At 69.5% G+C, this 15,897-nt stretch carries 16 protein-coding genes; 9 read left to right on the plus strand and 7 right to left on the minus strand.

All coding sequences use genetic code 11. From position 1 onward, the window contains the following. Nucleotides 1–11 precede the first annotated feature (11 nt). From ABDW35_RS04895 to ABDW35_RS04910, 4 genes are all read right to left on the minus strand, one after another. Nucleotides 12–1,592, minus strand: a complete 1,581-nt coding sequence (locus ABDW35_RS04895) for an ABC transporter substrate-binding protein (protein WP_343712747.1) — start codon at nt 1,590–1,592, stop codon at nt 12–14. Nucleotides 1,593–1,692: 100 nt separating this feature from the next. Continuing rightward, complete coding sequence (locus tag ABDW35_RS04900) at nt 1,693–3,981, minus strand: glycoside hydrolase (protein ID WP_343712732.1); 2,289 nt, start codon at nt 3,979–3,981, stop codon at nt 1,693–1,695. A 70-nt stretch (nt 3,982–4,051) separates the two neighbouring features. Continuing rightward, the gene (locus ABDW35_RS04905; protein WP_343712733.1) at nt 4,052–5,326 is read right to left on the minus strand and encodes an NAD(P)/FAD-dependent oxidoreductase; all 1,275 of its coding nucleotides are present in this window, start codon (nt 5,324–5,326) and stop codon (nt 4,052–4,054) included. A gap of 6 nt (nt 5,327–5,332) precedes the next feature. Further along, complete coding sequence (locus tag ABDW35_RS04910) at nt 5,333–6,211, minus strand: polyphosphate kinase 2 family protein (protein WP_343712734.1); 879 nt, start codon at nt 6,209–6,211, stop codon at nt 5,333–5,335. 111 nt (nt 6,212–6,322) lie between these two features. Between ABDW35_RS04910 and ABDW35_RS04915 the strand changes: the two genes are divergently transcribed. The 6 genes from ABDW35_RS04915 (at nt 6,323) to minE (ending at nt 10,145) form a co-directional block, all read left to right on the plus strand. Then, on the plus strand, nt 6,323–6,907 hold the full coding sequence (locus tag ABDW35_RS04915) for a histidine phosphatase family protein (RefSeq protein WP_343712735.1): 585 nt from the start codon (nt 6,323–6,325) through the stop codon (nt 6,905–6,907). Between the two features lie 77 nt (nt 6,908–6,984). Further along, nucleotides 6,985–7,206, plus strand: a complete 222-nt coding sequence (locus tag ABDW35_RS04920) for a hypothetical protein (RefSeq protein ID WP_343712736.1) — start codon at nt 6,985–6,987, stop codon at nt 7,204–7,206. A 113-nt stretch (nt 7,207–7,319) separates the two neighbouring features. Further along, nucleotides 7,320–8,021 (plus strand): RNA pseudouridine synthase, encoded by a 702-nt coding sequence (locus tag ABDW35_RS04925; protein ID WP_343712737.1) that lies wholly within the window; start codon nt 7,320–7,322, stop codon nt 8,019–8,021. 293 nt (nt 8,022–8,314) lie between these two features. Beyond that, nucleotides 8,315–9,031: a septum site-determining protein MinC gene (gene minC, locus ABDW35_RS04930; RefSeq protein ID WP_343712738.1), complete on the plus strand. Its 717-nt coding sequence runs from the start codon at nt 8,315–8,317 to the stop codon at nt 9,029–9,031. Nucleotides 9,032–9,054: 23 nt separating this feature from the next. Beyond that, a complete protein-coding gene (minD, locus tag ABDW35_RS04935) occupies nt 9,055–9,870 on the plus strand; it encodes a septum site-determining protein MinD (RefSeq protein ID WP_343712739.1) in 816 nt (271 codons plus the stop codon). Continuing rightward, nucleotides 9,867–10,145 (plus strand): cell division topological specificity factor MinE, encoded by a 279-nt coding sequence (minE, locus tag ABDW35_RS04940; RefSeq protein WP_034831005.1) that lies wholly within the window; start codon nt 9,867–9,869, stop codon nt 10,143–10,145. The genes minD and minE overlap by 4 nt, the downstream gene beginning before the upstream one ends. A gap of 120 nt (nt 10,146–10,265) precedes the next feature. Here the strand turns inward: minE and ABDW35_RS04945 are convergent, their stop codons facing one another. The 3 genes from ABDW35_RS04945 to ABDW35_RS04955 all read right to left on the minus strand — a co-directional run bounded on the left by ABDW35_RS04945 (nt 10,266) and on the right by ABDW35_RS04955 (nt 12,388). Then, on the minus strand, nt 10,266–11,075 hold the full coding sequence (locus ABDW35_RS04945) for a class I SAM-dependent methyltransferase (protein WP_343712740.1): 810 nt from the start codon (nt 11,073–11,075) through the stop codon (nt 10,266–10,268). A gap of 67 nt (nt 11,076–11,142) precedes the next feature. Then, the gene (locus ABDW35_RS04950; protein ID WP_343712741.1) at nt 11,143–11,580 is read right to left on the minus strand and encodes a VOC family protein; all 438 of its coding nucleotides are present in this window, start codon (nt 11,578–11,580) and stop codon (nt 11,143–11,145) included. 109 nt (nt 11,581–11,689) lie between these two features. After that, entirely contained in the window at nt 11,690–12,388 is a 699-nt protein-coding gene (locus tag ABDW35_RS04955; RefSeq protein WP_343712742.1) for an iron-containing redox enzyme family protein, read from the minus strand. Nucleotides 12,389–12,575: 187 nt separating this feature from the next. On the opposite strand from ABDW35_RS04955, the gene ABDW35_RS04960 reads away from it, so the two are divergent. From ABDW35_RS04960 to ABDW35_RS04970, 3 genes are all read left to right on the plus strand, one after another. Next, nucleotides 12,576–14,078 carry an aldehyde dehydrogenase family protein gene (locus tag ABDW35_RS04960; RefSeq protein WP_343712743.1) on the plus strand — a complete coding sequence of 501 codons (1,503 nt, stop codon included), beginning with the start codon at nt 12,576–12,578 and terminating at the stop codon, nt 14,076–14,078. A 283-nt stretch (nt 14,079–14,361) separates the two neighbouring features. Continuing rightward, a complete protein-coding gene (locus ABDW35_RS04965; protein WP_343712744.1) occupies nt 14,362–15,327 on the plus strand; it encodes an ABC transporter substrate-binding protein in 966 nt (321 codons plus the stop codon). 153 nt (nt 15,328–15,480) lie between these two features. Further along, nucleotides 15,481–15,804 (plus strand): hypothetical protein, encoded by a 324-nt coding sequence (locus ABDW35_RS04970; RefSeq protein ID WP_343712745.1) that lies wholly within the window; start codon nt 15,481–15,483, stop codon nt 15,802–15,804. Nucleotides 15,805–15,897: the final 93 nt, after the last annotated feature.

Genomic DNA, 15,897 nt, shown 5'->3' on the forward strand with positions numbered 1-15,897 from the left:
CCGCCGCCGACCTACTCCTTCTTCCCCTGCCAGAAGAAGTCGTTCTCCGTGCCCGGGCCCCAGACCAGGCCCTGGACATTCTTCCGCGCAGCCACCGCCTCCACCTGCTGGAACATGAAGGCGTAGGGGCCGGTGTCGCGGATCTGGCGCTGCAGGTCGGCATACATCGCCTGGCGCTTGGCCGTGTCGGTCTCCAGCACCGCGGCCTCGGTCTGCTTGGTCAGCTCCGGGATGTCCCAGGCCGTCCGCCAGGCGGTGGTCTTCATCGGCGGGTTCTCGCCGTTGTCGAGATTCATGCCGAAGTTCTGGGCATTGGTGTGCGGGTCCTGGTAGTCCGGGCCCCAGCGGCCGATCGCGGTCTGATACTTGCGGCTGCGGACCTTGCTGGTCTGCTGCTTGTCGTCCGAGGCGATGATCTGCAGTTCCACCCCCGCCTTGGCGAAGGTCGCCTGCAGCGACTGCGCCATCTCCAGATAGGGCGACCCGTTCGGCACGTCGATGCTGATCTGGAAGCCGTTGGGATAGCCACCCTGGGCCAGAAGCTGCTTGGCCTTGTCGACGTCGAGCTTGAACGGCAGGTCGTCGAGGGCGCCGAGGAAGCCCTTGGGCAGGAAGTTCTCATGCGGGACCGCGAGGCCCTTCATGAAGCTGTCCGCCATGCCCTGATAGTCGATCAGGTTCTTCAGCGCCTGCCGCACCTCGACCTTCTTCAGCGGCTCGGTCTGCGTGTTCATCGACAGGTACCAGAGGGTGCCGCGTGGCACTTCCTGCACCGTCACGTCCGGGTTCGACTTTAGCGATTCGAGCTGCTCGCCGGTCAGGCCACGGGCGATGTCGACATCGCCCTTCTGCAGCAGCAGCAGCTGGGAGGTCGGGTCCAGCACATGGCGGAAGAAGATCCGCTTGAAGCCCGGCTTGCCCCGCCAGTAACCATCGAACCGGTTCATCACCAGGCTCTCATTCGGCTTCCAGCCGCCGAGTTCGTAGGGGCCGGAGCCGGCGGAATGGGTGTTCAGCCATGCATGGCCGAAATCGCCGTCCTTGGCGTTCGCCTCCACCACCTTGCTGTCGACCACCGAGGACACTGTGGCACTGAGGCAGTTGAGGACGAAGCTGGGCGCGTAGGCCTTATCGGTCTTGAACACCAACGTCCGCGCATCCGGCGCCGTGACCATGGTGTCGACATTCTCCGCCGTCAGGCCGAACTGGCCGACGATGAAGGCCGGCGACAGGTTCAGCTTGATGGCGCGGCGGATCGAATAGGCCGCATCCTCCGCCGTCAGCGGGTTGCCGGAGTGGAACTTGACCCCATCCCGGATCTTGAAGGTGTAGCTCTTGCCGTCATCGGCGACGGTCCAGCTCTCGGCGATGCCGGGCAGGAAGTTCGCCGGGTCCTGGGCGTTGTAGTAGATCAACCGGTCATAGACCTGGTTGATGTACTCGGTGGTCGAGAACTCGAACACCTCGGCGGGATCGAGCGTGATGATGTCGTCGATGCGGTAGGCCTGGACCAGCGTGTCCTTCGGCGTCTCCGCCCCGGCCGGCAAGGCCGCGCAACCGATCAGGATCGCGGCTATGGCGCCGCGGAGCATTGTTCTCACTGGATGCACCCCCTGTTTGATGGGCGGGGTGATCCTAGGCCGGGCCGGCGGCGCCGACTAGGCGGATTCGCTCAGAATTTCGCGGATACGTCTATTTCCCGCGACGACTGAAGAAGGCATCGGCCTCGACCGTCTGCGCGGCCCCGCCCGGCGCTTCGATCCGGGCCGACTGCGCCGGGAGGGTCGCGCCGCCGGGCAGCGTTCGCGGCCTGGTGTCGAAGTTCACCGTGACGGCGGTGCCGTCGCCGAAGGCCGAGCGCTGCAGCAGCCGGTCCGGCGCCAGAACGGCGAAATCGGTCATCGGCTGGGTGAATACTTGCTTATGTAGCGGCCGGAACACCCGGTCATAGGCGGCGATCACCGGCAGGTCGCGGTCCAGCACCGCCGCGTTCAGGTGGTAGAGCGGCGGCACGGCATAGAGCAGCTGCAGCAGCGCCGTGGTCTCGCGCTGGTCCGAGAACTTCAGCGAGCCGTACTCCCAGTGATGGGTGGTGACGACGCTGTCGTGCAGCGCGATCTCGTAGAGCGGCAGGCGGAAGCGCGGATCGGCGACCACACGCGCGACCTCCGGCTTCAGCCGGACCGGGCTGAAATAGAGCGACGGGGTGTCCGGCGGCCAGTAATTGCCGCGATAATAGGGCGAGGCCTTGTCCTTCATCTCCGGCACCATCCAGGTGAAGGGCTGGGTGGTCATGCCGTGGGCGAAGGCGATCTGCGGCGCGAACAGGGCGGAGCCGCCCTCGCTGCCGACGACGAGGCCGAGGGAGGCCGCAGTGGCCAGGCGGCGGCGCCTCGCGTCCGCGTCCTGCGCCTCGCTGGTCTCGCGGCCCGGCGCATAGTCGTCGAACACCAGGCCTGTGGCGTCGACATCGAGGAACAGGCTGTCCAGCCCCGCCGCCTTGGCCACCGCCGCGATCCGCCGCTTCGCATAGGGCTCCGCCGCCACCGCGCTGGCATAGACGCCGCGGCCGGCGAAGCCGGTGACGGTCCGGCCGTCCTTGTCGACATAGCCGGCGGCGGCCAGATCGGCGCCCATCTGCGCCGTCGGCCAGGTCTGCGGCAGGTCTGGCGGATGGGCGCTGCCATAGCTGTCATAGGCGCCGACCAGATAGCCGGTGGCCTTGGCCGCGGCCACAGCCTCCGGGTGCCACAGCGCGTCGCGCCAGTCCTCCACGCCCAGCCAGGCGCGGGTCAGGCCCGCCTTCCGCAACGCGGCGACAGTGTCGAGCGACAGCCCGCCGCCCCAGCGCTCCGGCGGCGCCAGCATCGGGCCGAAGGCGCCGGTCAGCGCGGTCCGCAGCGGGCCGGCCGCCCAGGCGGCCTCCGCCGCCGGATCGTGCCCGCCCGGCAGCGGATCGACCGGCGCCATCGGCACCGCCTGGCGCAGAGCGTCGTTGACCACGCGGGTCAGCGCCGTCCGGCTGTAGGCCGAGACGAAACCGCCGGTGCCGGCGGCATCCTTGAACGCCGCCTCGAACTCCCGGCGGCCTTCCGCGTCGAAGGCCTGCCACAGCCGTCCGGCCAAGTGGGCCGGATCGTCCTTCTTCTGCTGGACCAGCCGGACGAAGGCGCGCCATCGCAGCACGTCTTCCGGCTTCAGCGGGCCCTTGCCCCAGAGATAGATGTGAGAGGCGCCGCCGAGCCGGGCAACATCCGGCAGCGCCTTGATCTTGTCCGCGAGGGAGACGAAGCCGCCGCCGGCCTGCAGCCAGGCGCGATAGGCCTTCGCCCCCGTCAGCGGGTCGGCCGGCCCCGGCACGATGCGGACGACGTAAGGCGCATCAGGCGCCAGGCGGGTGAAGTCATGCGCCAGCGCCGGGCGTGGCCGGCCCGCCTCCACAGTCACGGCGAAACTGGTGTTGAACGGGGTCTCGACCAACCAGGTGACCGACAGGCCGGCGCGCAGCTCGGTCCAGAAGGGCATCGACAGCTGCTCGGTCATGCTGGCGGGCTCGTAGCGCCGGGTCAGCCAGTCGAGCCAGGCAGGATCGTCAGCCGGGATGTAGCTGCCCTCGCCGAAGGGCACGGCGTAGGCGGTGATCGCGGCCGGGTCGGCAGCGCGCGGCCAGGCCAGCGTCGCCGGCCGGTCGGACCGGATCGACAGGCGCAGCGCCCCGTCCCGCACGCCGGCCTCGACCGTGAAGGCGTCGCTGCCCGAGACCACGCGCCAGCGATCGCCGCTGCGGTCGCTGACCTCGCCGGGGGCGAAGGCGGGCGCGGCCAACGCGGTCCCGGCCCCATCGGGACCGCGCAGCGACACCGCCAGGGTGGCCGGGTCGATCCGGAACTCGCCGGCCGGCGTTGCCAGCACCACTGTGTCGGCAGCGCGGACCGGCCCGGCAGCAGCCATCACCGCCAGGACCGCAGCCAAGCGCCGCATGAGCGCAGCACCCCCGTCCCTGCCCGCGCCCACTGTGACGTGGAATCTCAACAGCGACCTGCAACTATCTCTATTCACGGGCGATTTTCAGCGCGCCTGAAGCGCTGTCCGCTGTCGACAAGGGCAGCCCGGCCAGCATTTCGGGGTCCGTCCGGGTGAAGGGGCCGAGGGCCAGGCCGGCGAAGGTCTCGACCATCCGGCGGCGCAGCCAGGGCAGCCGTGTCGACGGGTGGAACGTCCGGTCGCGCAAGGCCCCGATCCAGCGTCTGTCGGACTGGAAGGCCGGTGTCAGCAGCGCGCTCATGCGCTGGTAGAAGCGGATGTGCCGCCGGCGCCGCGCGGCATAGGCGGCCAGGGCAGCGGGAATGTCCGTCGCGGCCGCCAGCGCATCGGCCAGGGCGGCGCCGTCCAGCATCGCCATGGTCACCCCGGCGCCGAGCTGCGGGCTGGTCGAATGGGCGGCGTCGCCGATGAAGGCGATGCGATCGCCGAAGGGATGGGGCAGCGTCGCCTGGGCATAGCGGGCGAGCGTCAGCTGCGCGGTGTCGGTGATGCCGGCAATCGTCGGCTCGATCTCCGGCCACAGATCGAGGACGCGGCGCCGCCATGCCGCGATCCCCGCCGCCATCAGCGCCGGGTGGTCCGCCACCCGCAGGCTCCAGAACAGGATGGCGCGCGGCACGCCGTCGCCCGGCATGCGCCCGACCGGCAGCAGGCCCAGCATCTCCCGCGCCGAACGGAAGCGCTGCTCCAGCCGGTCCAGGCGCAGGCCCGCGGCCGGCACCGTGGCCCAGACCGCGCCATAGGCGTAGGGACGCGGCCGGACCGGAGCGTGCGCGAGCGGGCGCAGCGCCGAGCCGCTGCCGGTCGCGTCGACCACCAGATCGACCGGCTCCAGGCGGCGGCCGGCGGCGGTGACGGGGACCGGCCGGCCCGCCGCATCGACCGCCAGGGTGGTGACCTCCACTCCGGTCTCGACCAGGATGTGCCGCGACGCCGCCGCCTGCCACAGCACGTCGAAGATCGCGGCGCGGTGGATCGCCAGGCCGTGCAGCGCCGGATCGACCACGGCGTAGCGCAGGTCGAACACCACCCGGCCTGAGGGCTGCGACCGAGCATACAGCCCGTCGATGCGCTGGCCATAGCCCAGGGCAGCATCGAGCGCGCCGATCCGGCCCAGCGCGGCCAGGCCCGCCGGCTGCAGCATCAGCCCGGCGCCGATCGGCCGCGGCGCCGGCACGCGCTCCAGCAGCCGCACCCGGTGGCCGGCATCGTGCAGGAAACAGGCGGCGGCCAGCCCGGCCGGGCCGGCGCCGCAGACGGCGATCGACAGCGGACCGGCCACGATCGGCTATTCGTTCTCCAGCGCCGCGCGGGCGGCCTGCAGCTTCTCGCTGATCCCCGGCTCGACCTTCGGATAGGCCAGGTCCAGCCCGTCCATGGCGTCGACGATCGCGGCGGCGACGGCCAGGCGGGTGAACCATTTGTTGTCGGCCGGGATGACGTGCCAGGGCGCATGCGGGGCGGAGGTCGCCCGGATCATCTCCTCATAGGCCTTCATGTAGTCCGGCCACAGCTGCCGCTCCGCCACGTCGGAAGGCTGGAACTTCCAGTGCTTCTCCGGCTCGTTCAGCCGGTCGAGGAAGCGCTTCTTCTGTTCCTCGCGCGAGACGTTGAGGAAGAACTTCAGGACCAGCGTGCCGTTGCGGGCCAAATAGCGCTCGAAGGCACCGATGTCCTCGTACCGCTCCTTCCAGATCTTCTTGGTGACCAGCTTCGGCGGGATGCGCTGGTTGCCCAGCACGCCGGAATGGACCCGGACGACCAGCACCTCCTCGTAGTAGGAGCGGTTGAAGATGCCGATCCGGCCGCGCTCCGGCAGGTGGCGGGTGGTGCGCCACATGAAGTCGTGGTCCAGCTCCTCCGCCGAGGGTTGCTTGAAGGCGGTGACCTGGCAGCCCTGCGGGTTGATGCCGGACATCACGTGCTTGATGGTGCTGTCCTTGCCGGCCGCATCCATCGCCTGGAAGATCAGCAGCACCGACCAGTGGTCCTGGGCGTAGAGCTTGTCCTGCATCTCGGCCAGCTGGGCGACGCTGTCGGCCAGCGCCTCCTCCGCCACCAGCTTGTCGTCCAGCCAAGCGGTGTCGCCGGGATCCCAGTCCTTCAGGCGGAAGCCCTCGCCATCCTCGATCCGGTACCGCTTCGCCAGCTTGCCCAGCTTGACCATCCGTTCCCCCTCCCGATCGATGCGACCGCGCCGATGAACCATGATCGATGCAGGAATTTCACCGGTCTGGCAAATCGGAGATGATGCCGCATCTTCCGGAACGAGGACCGCATGGCCCGGCACGTCTACCTGATCACCCATCCCGATGTGCTGATCGACCCGGCCGTGCCGGTGCCGGAGTGGCCGCTGTCGCCGCGCGGCCGCGAGCGGATGCGGGCGGCCCTCCGGCAGCCATGGATGGCGGGCGTACGGGCACTGTTCAGCAGCACGGAGCGGAAGGCCGTCGACGGCGCCGCCATCCTCGCCGAGGCTCTGAACCTGCCGGTCACCGAGCTTGAGGATCTCGGCGAAAACGATCGTTCCTCAACGGGTTATCTGCCGAAGCTCGAGTTCGAGGCGATGGCCGACGCCTTCTTCGCCCGGCCGCAGGAGAGTGTGCGCGGCTGGGAGCGGGCGATCGACGCCCAGCGCCGCATCGTCGCGGCGATGGAGGAGGTACTGCGCCGGGCGCCGGCCGAAGGCGACGTCGCCGTCGTCTCGCATGGCGGGGTCGGGGCGCTCTATCTCTGTTACCTGCAGGGGCGCCCGATCGGTCGCGATGCCGACCAGCCGCCGACCAACGGCGGCAACCACTATGCCTTCGATGCACAAGTTCGCCGGTTGCTGCACGGGTGGCGCAGCATCGATGGGGCGTGACCGGGCGCGACGGAAGCCGGGATCCGCCCCGTGAAGTGTTCATGCCATCCAGGCATGACTTCGTCCGAAGGTCTCAAATGATTTCGAAGTTCACCCGCACCCTCCTGCTCGCGAGCGCCGTGATCGTCGCCGTGCCGGCGACCTTCGCCTCGGCGCAGGCCTATGACGGCCACCGGCATCATCGCGAGACGCTGCAGCACCGGCAGCAGGCGGCCTGCGGCCATATCCATTCCCACAAGGCGCGCAACAGCTGCGAGGCCCGCGTCGCCCATGACTGGTACCGCCCCCGCCACCGCTAACCGGTGATCCGAAGCGAGCCTCTGCCGCTCACCCGGCAGGGGCTCGTTTGCTGAGAGAACGATCCCCCACGGCCGCTGTTGCCTTCCGGCCGCCCCGGTGCGATGACGCCGGAATGATCCCCGCGCCGACAGATAACGAGATCCTGGCCCGCCTGCTGTACCGGGACGGGCTGATGCTGATCCTCGACAAGCCGGCCGGCCTGCCCGTGCATGCCGGGCCGAAGGGCGGCCCGGTGCTGGACCACCATCTCGACGCGCTGCGCTTCGGGCTGCCGCATCCGCCCGCCCTCGCCCATCGGCTGGACAAGGACACCAGCGGCTGCCTGGTGCTGGGCCGGCACCGCAAGGCTACCGCGACTCTGGGCGAGCTGTTCGCCTCCGGCAAGGTGGCGAAGACCTACTGGGCGGTGGTCGAGGGCGGCCCCGCCGCGGATGAGGGCCGCATCGACCTGCCGCTGGCCAAGCGGTCGGCGCAGCGCGGCTGGTGGATGAAGGTCGACCCCGCCGGCCAGCCGGCGCAAAGCGAGTTCCGCGTGCTGGGCCGCGCCGGGGGCCTGGCCTGGCTGGAGCTGCGGCCGCTGACCGGGCGCACCCATCAGCTGCGCCTGCACTGCTCCGCCTCCGGCTTTCCGATCCTGGGCGACGCGATCTACGGCACCGCCGGCCGCGGGCCGGAGGCGCCGCCGCTGCACCTGCACGCCCGCGCCGTGTCGGTGCCACTCTACCCGAAGAAGCCGCCGGTCGCCGCCGAGGCGCCACCACCGCCGCATCTTGCCGAGACGCTGCGGCGATTCGATCCGAGTTCCGCAGGCTGAGTCGCCGCCGCGGTTGCGGCCGACATATCGCCTCCCGACTCCGAGTCGCCCCGCACTCCGTCTCGCTTGCCGTTGTCCCGGGAGCCGTAGGTCGTCGGCGCGTCCGCCGCCCGGCCGCCGGTGCGGGCGGCGAAAGCTCCGCAAACCGGCCGCGACAGGATCCATCAGGACACAACAGATGGCAGCCCGCGCCTCTGGGAACCACAACCTGTTGCATATCCGGATCGAACCGGGTTCAATGGTCGAGAACCCCTGTGTTGACGGCCGGATCGCGCCCGGCTACGCCCCTGACCGTGACAACAGCAGCCCGCACCACCCGCCCCGCCATCCGCTTCCGTGGTCGCTCCTTCATGGCGCTCGTCCTGGCGCCGGAGCCGCCGATCACCGATTGGCTGGCCGAGCTCGACGCCCAGATCCAGCGCTCGCCGGCCTTCTTCCAGGGACGACCCGTGGTCGTCGACCTGTCGGCCCTGCCGATGCGCAAGCAGGACCTCTCGGCCCTGATCGAGGACCTGCAGCAGCGCGACATCCGCCTGATCGGGATCGAGGGCGCCGACCCGTCCTGGCTCGGCTCTGAGGCCTGGGGCCTGCCGCCGATGATGACCGGCAGCCGCCCCGCCGGGCTGATCGAGGTGCCCGACGGTGCCCAGGCCGCGGTGGCATCGGCCGAGCCGCGTCCAGCCGCCTCGCTGCTGCTGGACCGGCCGGTGCGCTCCGGCCAGTCGGTGATCTTCCCCGAGGGCGACGTGACGGTCGTCGGGTCGGTCGCCTCGGGCGCGGAGATCATCGCCGGTGGGTCGATCCACGTGTACGGCACGCTGCGCGGCCGTGCGATCGCGGGATCGACCGGCAACGGCCGGGCCCGCATCTTCTGCCGCAAGCTCGAAGCCGAGCTGCTGGCCATCGACGGTCTCTACAAGACCGCGGACGACATGGAGCCGAAGCTGCGCGGCAGGGCGGTGCAGGCTTGGCTCGACGGCGACGCCATGGTTCTGGCAGCCCTGGACTGAGGCATTAGAGGAGAGACGCGAATATGGCCAAGGTCTTGGTCGTGACATCCGGAAAGGGCGGCGTCGGCAAGACGACCTCCACCGCGGCGCTGGGCGCGGCCTTGGCCCAGAGCGGGCAGAATGTCGTCGTCGTCGACTTCGACGTCGGCCTGCGCAATCTCGACCTGGTGATGGGGTCCGAGCGCCGTGTGGTGTTCGACCTGATCAACGTGGTCCAGGGCGACGCCAAGCTGCCGCAGGCGCTGATCCGCGACAAGCGGGTGGACACGCTGTCGCTGCTGGCCGCATCGCAGACCCGCGACAAGGACGCCCTGACCATGGAGGGCGTGTCGCGGGTCATCGGCGAGCTGAAGGAGAAGTTCGACTGGGTGATCTGCGACAGCCCGGCCGGCATCGAGAAGGGCGCCGTGCTGGCCATGCGCCACGCCGACATGGCTGTCGTCGTGACCAACCCCGAGGTTTCCTCGGTCCGTGACTCCGACCGCATCATCGGCCTGCTCGACTCGAAGACCGAGCGCGCCGAGAAGGGCGAGCGCGTCGAGAAGCATCTGCTGCTGACCCGCTACGACCCAGCGAGGGCCGAGCGCGGCGAGATGCTGAAGACCGAGGACGTGCTGGAGATCCTGTCGATCCCGCTGCTCGGCATCATCCCCGAGAGCGAGGAGGTGCTGAAGGCGTCGAACATGGGCGCGCCGGTCACCCTCAACGCCCCGCACAGCGCCCCGGCCCGGGCCTATACGGACGCCGCCAAGCGCCTGAGGGGCGAGACCCTCGAGATGACGGTGCCCAGCGACAAGAAGGGCATCTTCGCCAAGCTGTTCGGCCGGAGGGTTGCATGAGCCTGTTCAGCTTCTTCACCAAGCGCAACTCCGCCCCGGTGGCGCGGGAGCGGCTGCAGATCCTGCTGGCCCATGAGCGATCGGTGATCGGCGGACGCTCCGACCTGGTGGCGACGCTGCAGGAGGAGATCCTGGCGGTGATCGCCAAGCACATCGCAGTCGATCGCGAGAAGGTGCAGGTCAAGCTCGACCGCGGCGATTCCGTGTCGACTCTCGAGGTCGACATCGAGATCCCCACCCCGTCGGGCCCGGCCCGGATCGCCGCGCGGGGCTAAGCGCCGCCGGCCTCACCTGATAAGGGGCGATGCGGAAAGCCCCGGTGAGACGCCGCCCCCGGCCACGGTTCAGCCGATCCGGCCGATTCCCTCAGGACAGGACAGCCTCGACGGCGCGCCTCAGCCCTTCACCGCCTCGATGGTGAGGCTGAGCGGCAGGTTCGGCCGGTCCGCCGGCATCCGCCAAAGCCCGTCCGACCCCGGCACCAGGCAGGGCCACATCTGCCAGGCCGCGGCGTCATGCTCGCGCAGCGCCGTCAGCCGTATCCCGGCCGCCAGCAGCGCGCCGACGATGGCGCCGAGCGGATGGTCCCATTCCACCGAGCGGGTATGGGTGAAGACGGCATTGCGATCGGCGTAGCTGCCCTGCCCGTCATACTCGATCGGTGTGTCACGGAAATAGGAATAGGTCGGCAAGATCGGCGCGTCCGCCCCGGCCTGATCCAGTGCCCGCGCCGCCGGATGGCCGTCGAGGAAGTAGAGCCGGCCGCCAGGCTTCAGCAGCGCCGCCACCGCCCGGGCCCAGCCGGCGACGTCGGGCAGCCAGATGATCGTGCCCCAGCTGGTGAAGACGAGATCATAAAGGCCCTCGCCGAGCAGGCGCGGTGCGTCGAAGACGTCGCCCTCGACGAAGGCGGCGCTGCTGCCGGTCTCGGCCGCCAGCATCCGTGCCGCCGCGATGGCGTCGGCGGAGAAGTCGAGGCCGGTGACCTGCGCGCCGCGCCGGGCCAGATACATCGTGTCCATGCCGAAATGGCACTGCAGATGGGCCACCCGCAGCCCGGCGATGTCGCCGATCTCCGCCGCCTCGATCGGCCCGAGATCGGTCTCGCCGCGGCGGAAGCCGTCGACATTGTAGAAGGCCGAGCGGAGATGCGTCGCCACCCGCTCGTCCCACATGGCCCGGTTGAGCGCCACGCCCTCATGCATCGGTTCCTCCCCCTCCCCCATTCTATGCGGGTCGGTTTCTACCAGACGGCGCAGCGGGCGGACAGATTCAAGCCCCGGAGCGGCCCCTCTCCCGGACCGGCGCCTGGAAGCACAGGCCGTAACCATCCGGGTCGCGGAGAGTGAGCTGCCGCATGCCGTAGGGCGTATCGGCCGGCGGCTGCAGGCCGGGCAGCCTGGACCGGAGATCCCGATGGACGGCATCGACATCGTCGACGCTGAGATAGAGGCAGGTGTCGCCATGCCAGCGCTGCCGGTCCTCGACCCGCTCGGCCGGGCGCTGCCCGTCATCATAGGCGGTGTTCAGCATCAGCTGGGCCGGCCCGAGCGCCAGCCACACCCAATGCGGGAATCGCCCCTCCGGCGTCTCGACCACGGGCGAGGCGTCGACGATCGCGAAGCCCAGCACTTCGCGGTAGAAGGCCAGCGACTGCGGCATGTCGTGAACCTGTAGCAGCGGCGTCATGCCCCGCGCGGTGACGGCCATCCTCCGCCCCTCCTCTCGCAGCACCTCCGCGATGACGTATCTTGCCGCGGCGGAGCCGATACGGAACCGTGCGACGTCAGAGCGCCGGAAGCCATGGCCGATCACGGCGTCACCCCGCCATCCGGCGCGCCGGCATCGCCGACATGCCGTCGACGGCCCGCAGCATCCCGGCATAGAGCATCCGGGTCATCCGGGCCGAGGTCAGGATCGCGTCGATCTCCGCCGGGTCGTCGAGCGCGGGCAGCGCCGCCGCGAGCGTCCGCACATGGCCCTCTCGCGCTTCGACCCGGTTGCGCAGGAAGCCGAGCGCCCGGCGGATGCCGGCGATCCGCGCCGTGCGCTGCAGCCCGTCCACCGCCGTCCCGGCGCAGGTGGCGGCGAGATATTCGAGCAGATAGGCGACGCCGAGGAAGCCGGCGGGATGGTCGCTGCGGCCGAGGAATCGGAACCAGGCGATCCAGGCCTGGGTCGGCGGCGCCGGCATCGAGGTCGCCACGTCGGCCCGGCTGAAGCCCAGCGCCTCGAGATCGTCCAGCACCTTCAGGTCCAGCCCGGCCACCTCCCGCGCCTTCTCCTGCAGCAGCAGCGCCAGCGGCATGTGGCGGCCGTGATCCAGCATCCGCTCCGCCGCCAGGGCCAGGGTCGGCTGCAGCGCGTGCTGGTAGTGATAGGCCTCGCGTAGCGCGTTGGCGTAGGTCGCGATCCCGGCCGACCCATCGAGCAGACTGCGGGCGCTGCGGGTCTGCCGTACCGCCGCGACCAAGGCCACAGCTTCGGCATGAAGCGCCTCGAGGAATGCCGCGCCCATGTTCCCACCACCATTTATACGATACGAACAAACCATAAACACTATTTATTAGGAAGACAATACCATTTTTGGTGGTGCATCCCGCGGACCTTGCCCGTCGCCGCTACGCTTGCCCCGCAGACCGCGCAACGATACGAATGCCGCCCATCAGCGCCTTCGGCGCTTCAAGTTCTCCGGAGTTGGTTTCATGGAGCTGCACGATCTCATCCGCAGCCTCGGGCTCGATCCCGACGCCCTGACCGGCGGCACGCTGGTCGTCCGATCGCCGGTCGACGGCACCGAGATCGCCCGCCTGCACGAGAATACCGAGGCCGACGCCGCCGCCGGGATCGAGCGCGCGTCGAACGCCTTCCTGAACTGGCGCACCGTGCCCGGCCCGCGTCGCGGTGAGCTGGTGCGCCTGTTCGGCGAGGAGCTGCGCGCCCACAAGGCCGAGCTGGGGCGGCTGGTCTCGATCGAGGCCGGCAAGATCCTGCAGGAAGGCCTGGGCGAAGTGCAGGAGATGATCGACATCTGCGACTTCGCGGTCGGCCTCTCCCGCCAGCTCTACGGCCTCACGATCGCGTCGGAGCGCCCCGGCCACCGCATGGCCGAGACCTGGCACCCGCTCGGCCCCGTCGGCGTCATCTCCGCCTTCAACTTCCCGGTCGCCGTGTGGTCGTGGAACGCGGCGCTGGCCTTCGTCTGCGGCGACCCGGTGATCTGGAAGCCGTCGGAGAAGACGCCGGTCACGGCGCTGGCCACAATGGCGATCTTCCGCAAGGCGGCCGAGCGCTTCGGCGGCGTGCCGGACGGCCTGGCCGAGATCCTGATCGGCGGGCGCGCCATCGGCGAGGCCCTGGTCGACAGCCCGAAGGTGCCGCTGATCTCGGCCACCGGGTCGACCCGGATGGGCCGCGAGGTCGGGCCGCGCGTGGCCCAGCGCCTGGGCCGGTCGCTGCTGGAGCTCGGCGGCAACAACGCGATGATCGTCTGCCCGTCGGCCGATCTCGACATGGCGGTGCGGGCCATCCTGTTCGGCGCCGTCGGCACCGCCGGCCAGCGCTGCACCACGCTGCGCCGGCTGTTCGTGCATGACAGCGTCTACGACAAGCTGGTCCCGGCGCTGAAGCAGGCCTATGGCGCCGTGCGCATCGGCAGTCCGCTGGAGCAGGGCACGCTGGTCGGGCCGCTGATCGACCAGGCGTCGTTCGACGGCATGCAGAAGGCGTTGGCCGCCGCGCGCGACCAGGGCGGCACCGTCACCGGCGGCGAGCAGGTCACGGCGGGCGTCCCGGCCGGCGGCTTCTACGTCCGCCCGGCGATTGCCGAGATGCCGGCGCAGAGCGACATCGTCAAGCACGAGACCTTCGCGCCGATCCTCTACGTCATGAAGTACCGAGAGTTCGGCCAGGCGCTGATGCAGCACAACGACGTGCCGCAGGGCCTATCCTCCTGCATCTTCACCACCGATATGCGGGAGGCCGAGACCTTCCTGTCGGCGGCGGGCAGCGACTGCGGCATCGCCAATGTCAACATCGGCACTTCGGGCGCCGAGATCGGCGGCGCCTTCGGCGGCGAGAAGGAGACGGGCGGCGGGCGCGAGAGCGGCTCCGACGCCTGGAAGGCCTATATGCGCCGGCAGACCGCGACGGTGAACTACAGCCGCGAGCTGCCGCTGGCCCAGGGCATCGTCTTCGACCTGGGCTAAGGCTTCGCTCTCGGATCAACACTGAAATCAGGCCAATCCCTCATTGTCATTGCCGGGCTTGACCCGGCAATCCAGAAGGTCTCGACGCTCTCTGGATGCCCGGGTCAAGCCCGGGCATGACACTGTTGGGTTCAGCTGTTGTTCCAGACGTCCTATGTCGGCCTGAAAAATCCGACAAAACGCAGGCGGGCGGCGGTTCCTTGACGGGTCACCGGCCGCCTGCGCTAATGCGCAACAGACGCCCGGCGACATCAGCCGGGGCACCAAACACGGGGGGATATTCATGCATATCAGCCGTTTGGCTCTGGCGGCCGGCGCGGCGCTGGCGCTGCTGTCCTCGGCGGCCGTCGCCGCCGACAAGGTCACCGTCGCGGTCACCCAGATCGTCGAGCATCCGGCGCTGGACGCCGCCCGCGACGGCGTGAAGAAGGCGCTGGAGGAAGCCGGCTACAAGGACGGCGACAACCTCGTCTTCCAGTGGGAATCGGCGCAGGGCAACCCGGCCACCGCCGCCCAGATCGCCCAGAAGTTCATTGGCGAGAACCCGAATGTGATCGTGCCGATCGCCACCCCCTCGGCCCAGGCCGTGGTCGCGGCGACCCAGGACATCCCGGTCGTGTTCACCGCGGTGACCGACCCGGCGGGCGCGCAGCTGGTCAAGAACCTCGAGCATCCAGGCGGCAACGTCACCGGCATCTCCGACCTGTCGCCGCTGGCCGATCACCTGAACCTGATCAAGGAGATCGTGCCGAAGGTGAAGACCATCGGCGTGCCCTACAATCCGGGCGAGGCCAATGCGGCGGCGCTGATCGCGGCGCTGCAGGAGATGGCGCCGGAGTGGAAGGTCGAGATCGTCACCGCCGCCGCCGCCAAGTCGGCCGACGTGCAGGGCGCGGCGCAGAGCCTGGTCGGCAAGGTCGACGTGATCTACGTCCCGACCGACAACACCGTCGTCTCGGCGCTCGAGGCCGTGATCCAGGTCGGCACCGAGAACAAGATCCCGGTCTTCTCCGGCGATACCGACAGCGTCACCCGCGGCGCCATCGCCTCGGTCGGCTTCGACTATTTCGAGGTCGGCCGCCAGACCGGCGCGGTCGTGGCCCGGGTGCTGAAGGGCGAGAAGCCCGGCGACATCGCGGTGAAGAACGCCAGCGGCACCGACCTGTTCGTGAACACCAAATCGGCCGCCGCGATGGGCGTCACCATCCCCGAGGCGGTGCTGAGCCGCGCCAAGAAGGTGATCAAGTAAGCGTCCCGAGCCCCCTTTCTCGCCCGCGGGAGAGGGGGTTTCCGGCCCTCCGCCCCGACCGGGCCGTCCGGACATGACAGGTCCGGCCGCAGCCCGTATACCGGGGCCTCTCGTGTTTCGCGGCCGCCGCCGGCCGCCCCGCAGGATGTGTTGATGAGTCTGATCGCCTTTCTCGGCGCGATCGAAATCGGGCTGATCTTTGCCCTCGTCGCGCTCGGGGTGTTCCTGTCCTTCCGGGTCCTGAACTTTCCCGATCTGACCGTCGACGGCAGCTTCCCGCTCGGCGCCGCCACCACCGCCACCCTGATCGTCGCCGGCCTGGACCCGGTGCTGGCGACCCTGGTCGGGGTCGCGGCGGGCGCGCTGGCCGGCCTGGTCACCGCCTGGCTCAACGTCCGCTTCGGCATCCTGCACCTCCTGGCCAGCATCCTGACCATGATCGCGCTGTTCTCGATCCTTTATCATTTATTTTTTTGAGAAAATCATTAAATTTCGTTGCATGTTTTTGATAAACCAACACATTAATTTTTTGTGGATGGTCTGATTTTATTGCGCGAAGTAACTCAATAT

The organism is Inquilinus sp., assembly GCF_039594555.1.
GTDB lineage: Bacteria > Pseudomonadota > Alphaproteobacteria > DSM-16000 > Inquilinaceae > Inquilinus.

Coding starts and splice junctions, on each gene's coding strand:
- ABDW35_RS04900 (WP_343712732.1), bottom strand. CDS start 3,981: ATGCGGCGCTTGGCTGCGGTCCTGGCGGTGATGGCTGCTGCCGGGCCG.
- ABDW35_RS04960 (WP_343712743.1), top strand. CDS start 12,576: ATGGAGCTGCACGATCTCATCCGCAGCCTCGGGCTCGATCCCGACGCC.
- minE (WP_034831005.1), top strand. CDS start 9,867: ATGAGCCTGTTCAGCTTCTTCACCAAGCGCAACTCCGCCCCGGTGGCG.
- ABDW35_RS04970 (WP_343712745.1), top strand. CDS start 15,481: ATGAGTCTGATCGCCTTTCTCGGCGCGATCGAAATCGGGCTGATCTTT.
- ABDW35_RS04955 (WP_343712742.1), bottom strand. CDS start 12,388: ATGGGCGCGGCATTCCTCGAGGCGCTTCATGCCGAAGCTGTGGCCTTG.
- ABDW35_RS04920 (WP_343712736.1), top strand. CDS start 6,985: ATGATTTCGAAGTTCACCCGCACCCTCCTGCTCGCGAGCGCCGTGATC.
- ABDW35_RS04950 (WP_343712741.1), bottom strand. CDS start 11,580: ATGGCCGTCACCGCGCGGGGCATGACGCCGCTGCTACAGGTTCACGAC.
- ABDW35_RS04910 (WP_343712734.1), bottom strand. CDS start 6,211: ATGGTCAAGCTGGGCAAGCTGGCGAAGCGGTACCGGATCGAGGATGGC.
- ABDW35_RS04915 (WP_343712735.1), top strand. CDS start 6,323: ATGGCCCGGCACGTCTACCTGATCACCCATCCCGATGTGCTGATCGAC.
- ABDW35_RS04945 (WP_343712740.1), bottom strand. CDS start 11,075: ATGCATGAGGGCGTGGCGCTCAACCGGGCCATGTGGGACGAGCGGGTG.
- ABDW35_RS04965 (WP_343712744.1), top strand. CDS start 14,362: ATGCATATCAGCCGTTTGGCTCTGGCGGCCGGCGCGGCGCTGGCGCTG.
- ABDW35_RS04925 (WP_343712737.1), top strand. CDS start 7,320: ATGATCCCCGCGCCGACAGATAACGAGATCCTGGCCCGCCTGCTGTAC.
- ABDW35_RS04895 (WP_343712747.1), bottom strand. CDS start 1,592: ATGCTCCGCGGCGCCATAGCCGCGATCCTGATCGGTTGCGCGGCCTTG.
- minD (WP_343712739.1), top strand. CDS start 9,055: ATGGCCAAGGTCTTGGTCGTGACATCCGGAAAGGGCGGCGTCGGCAAG.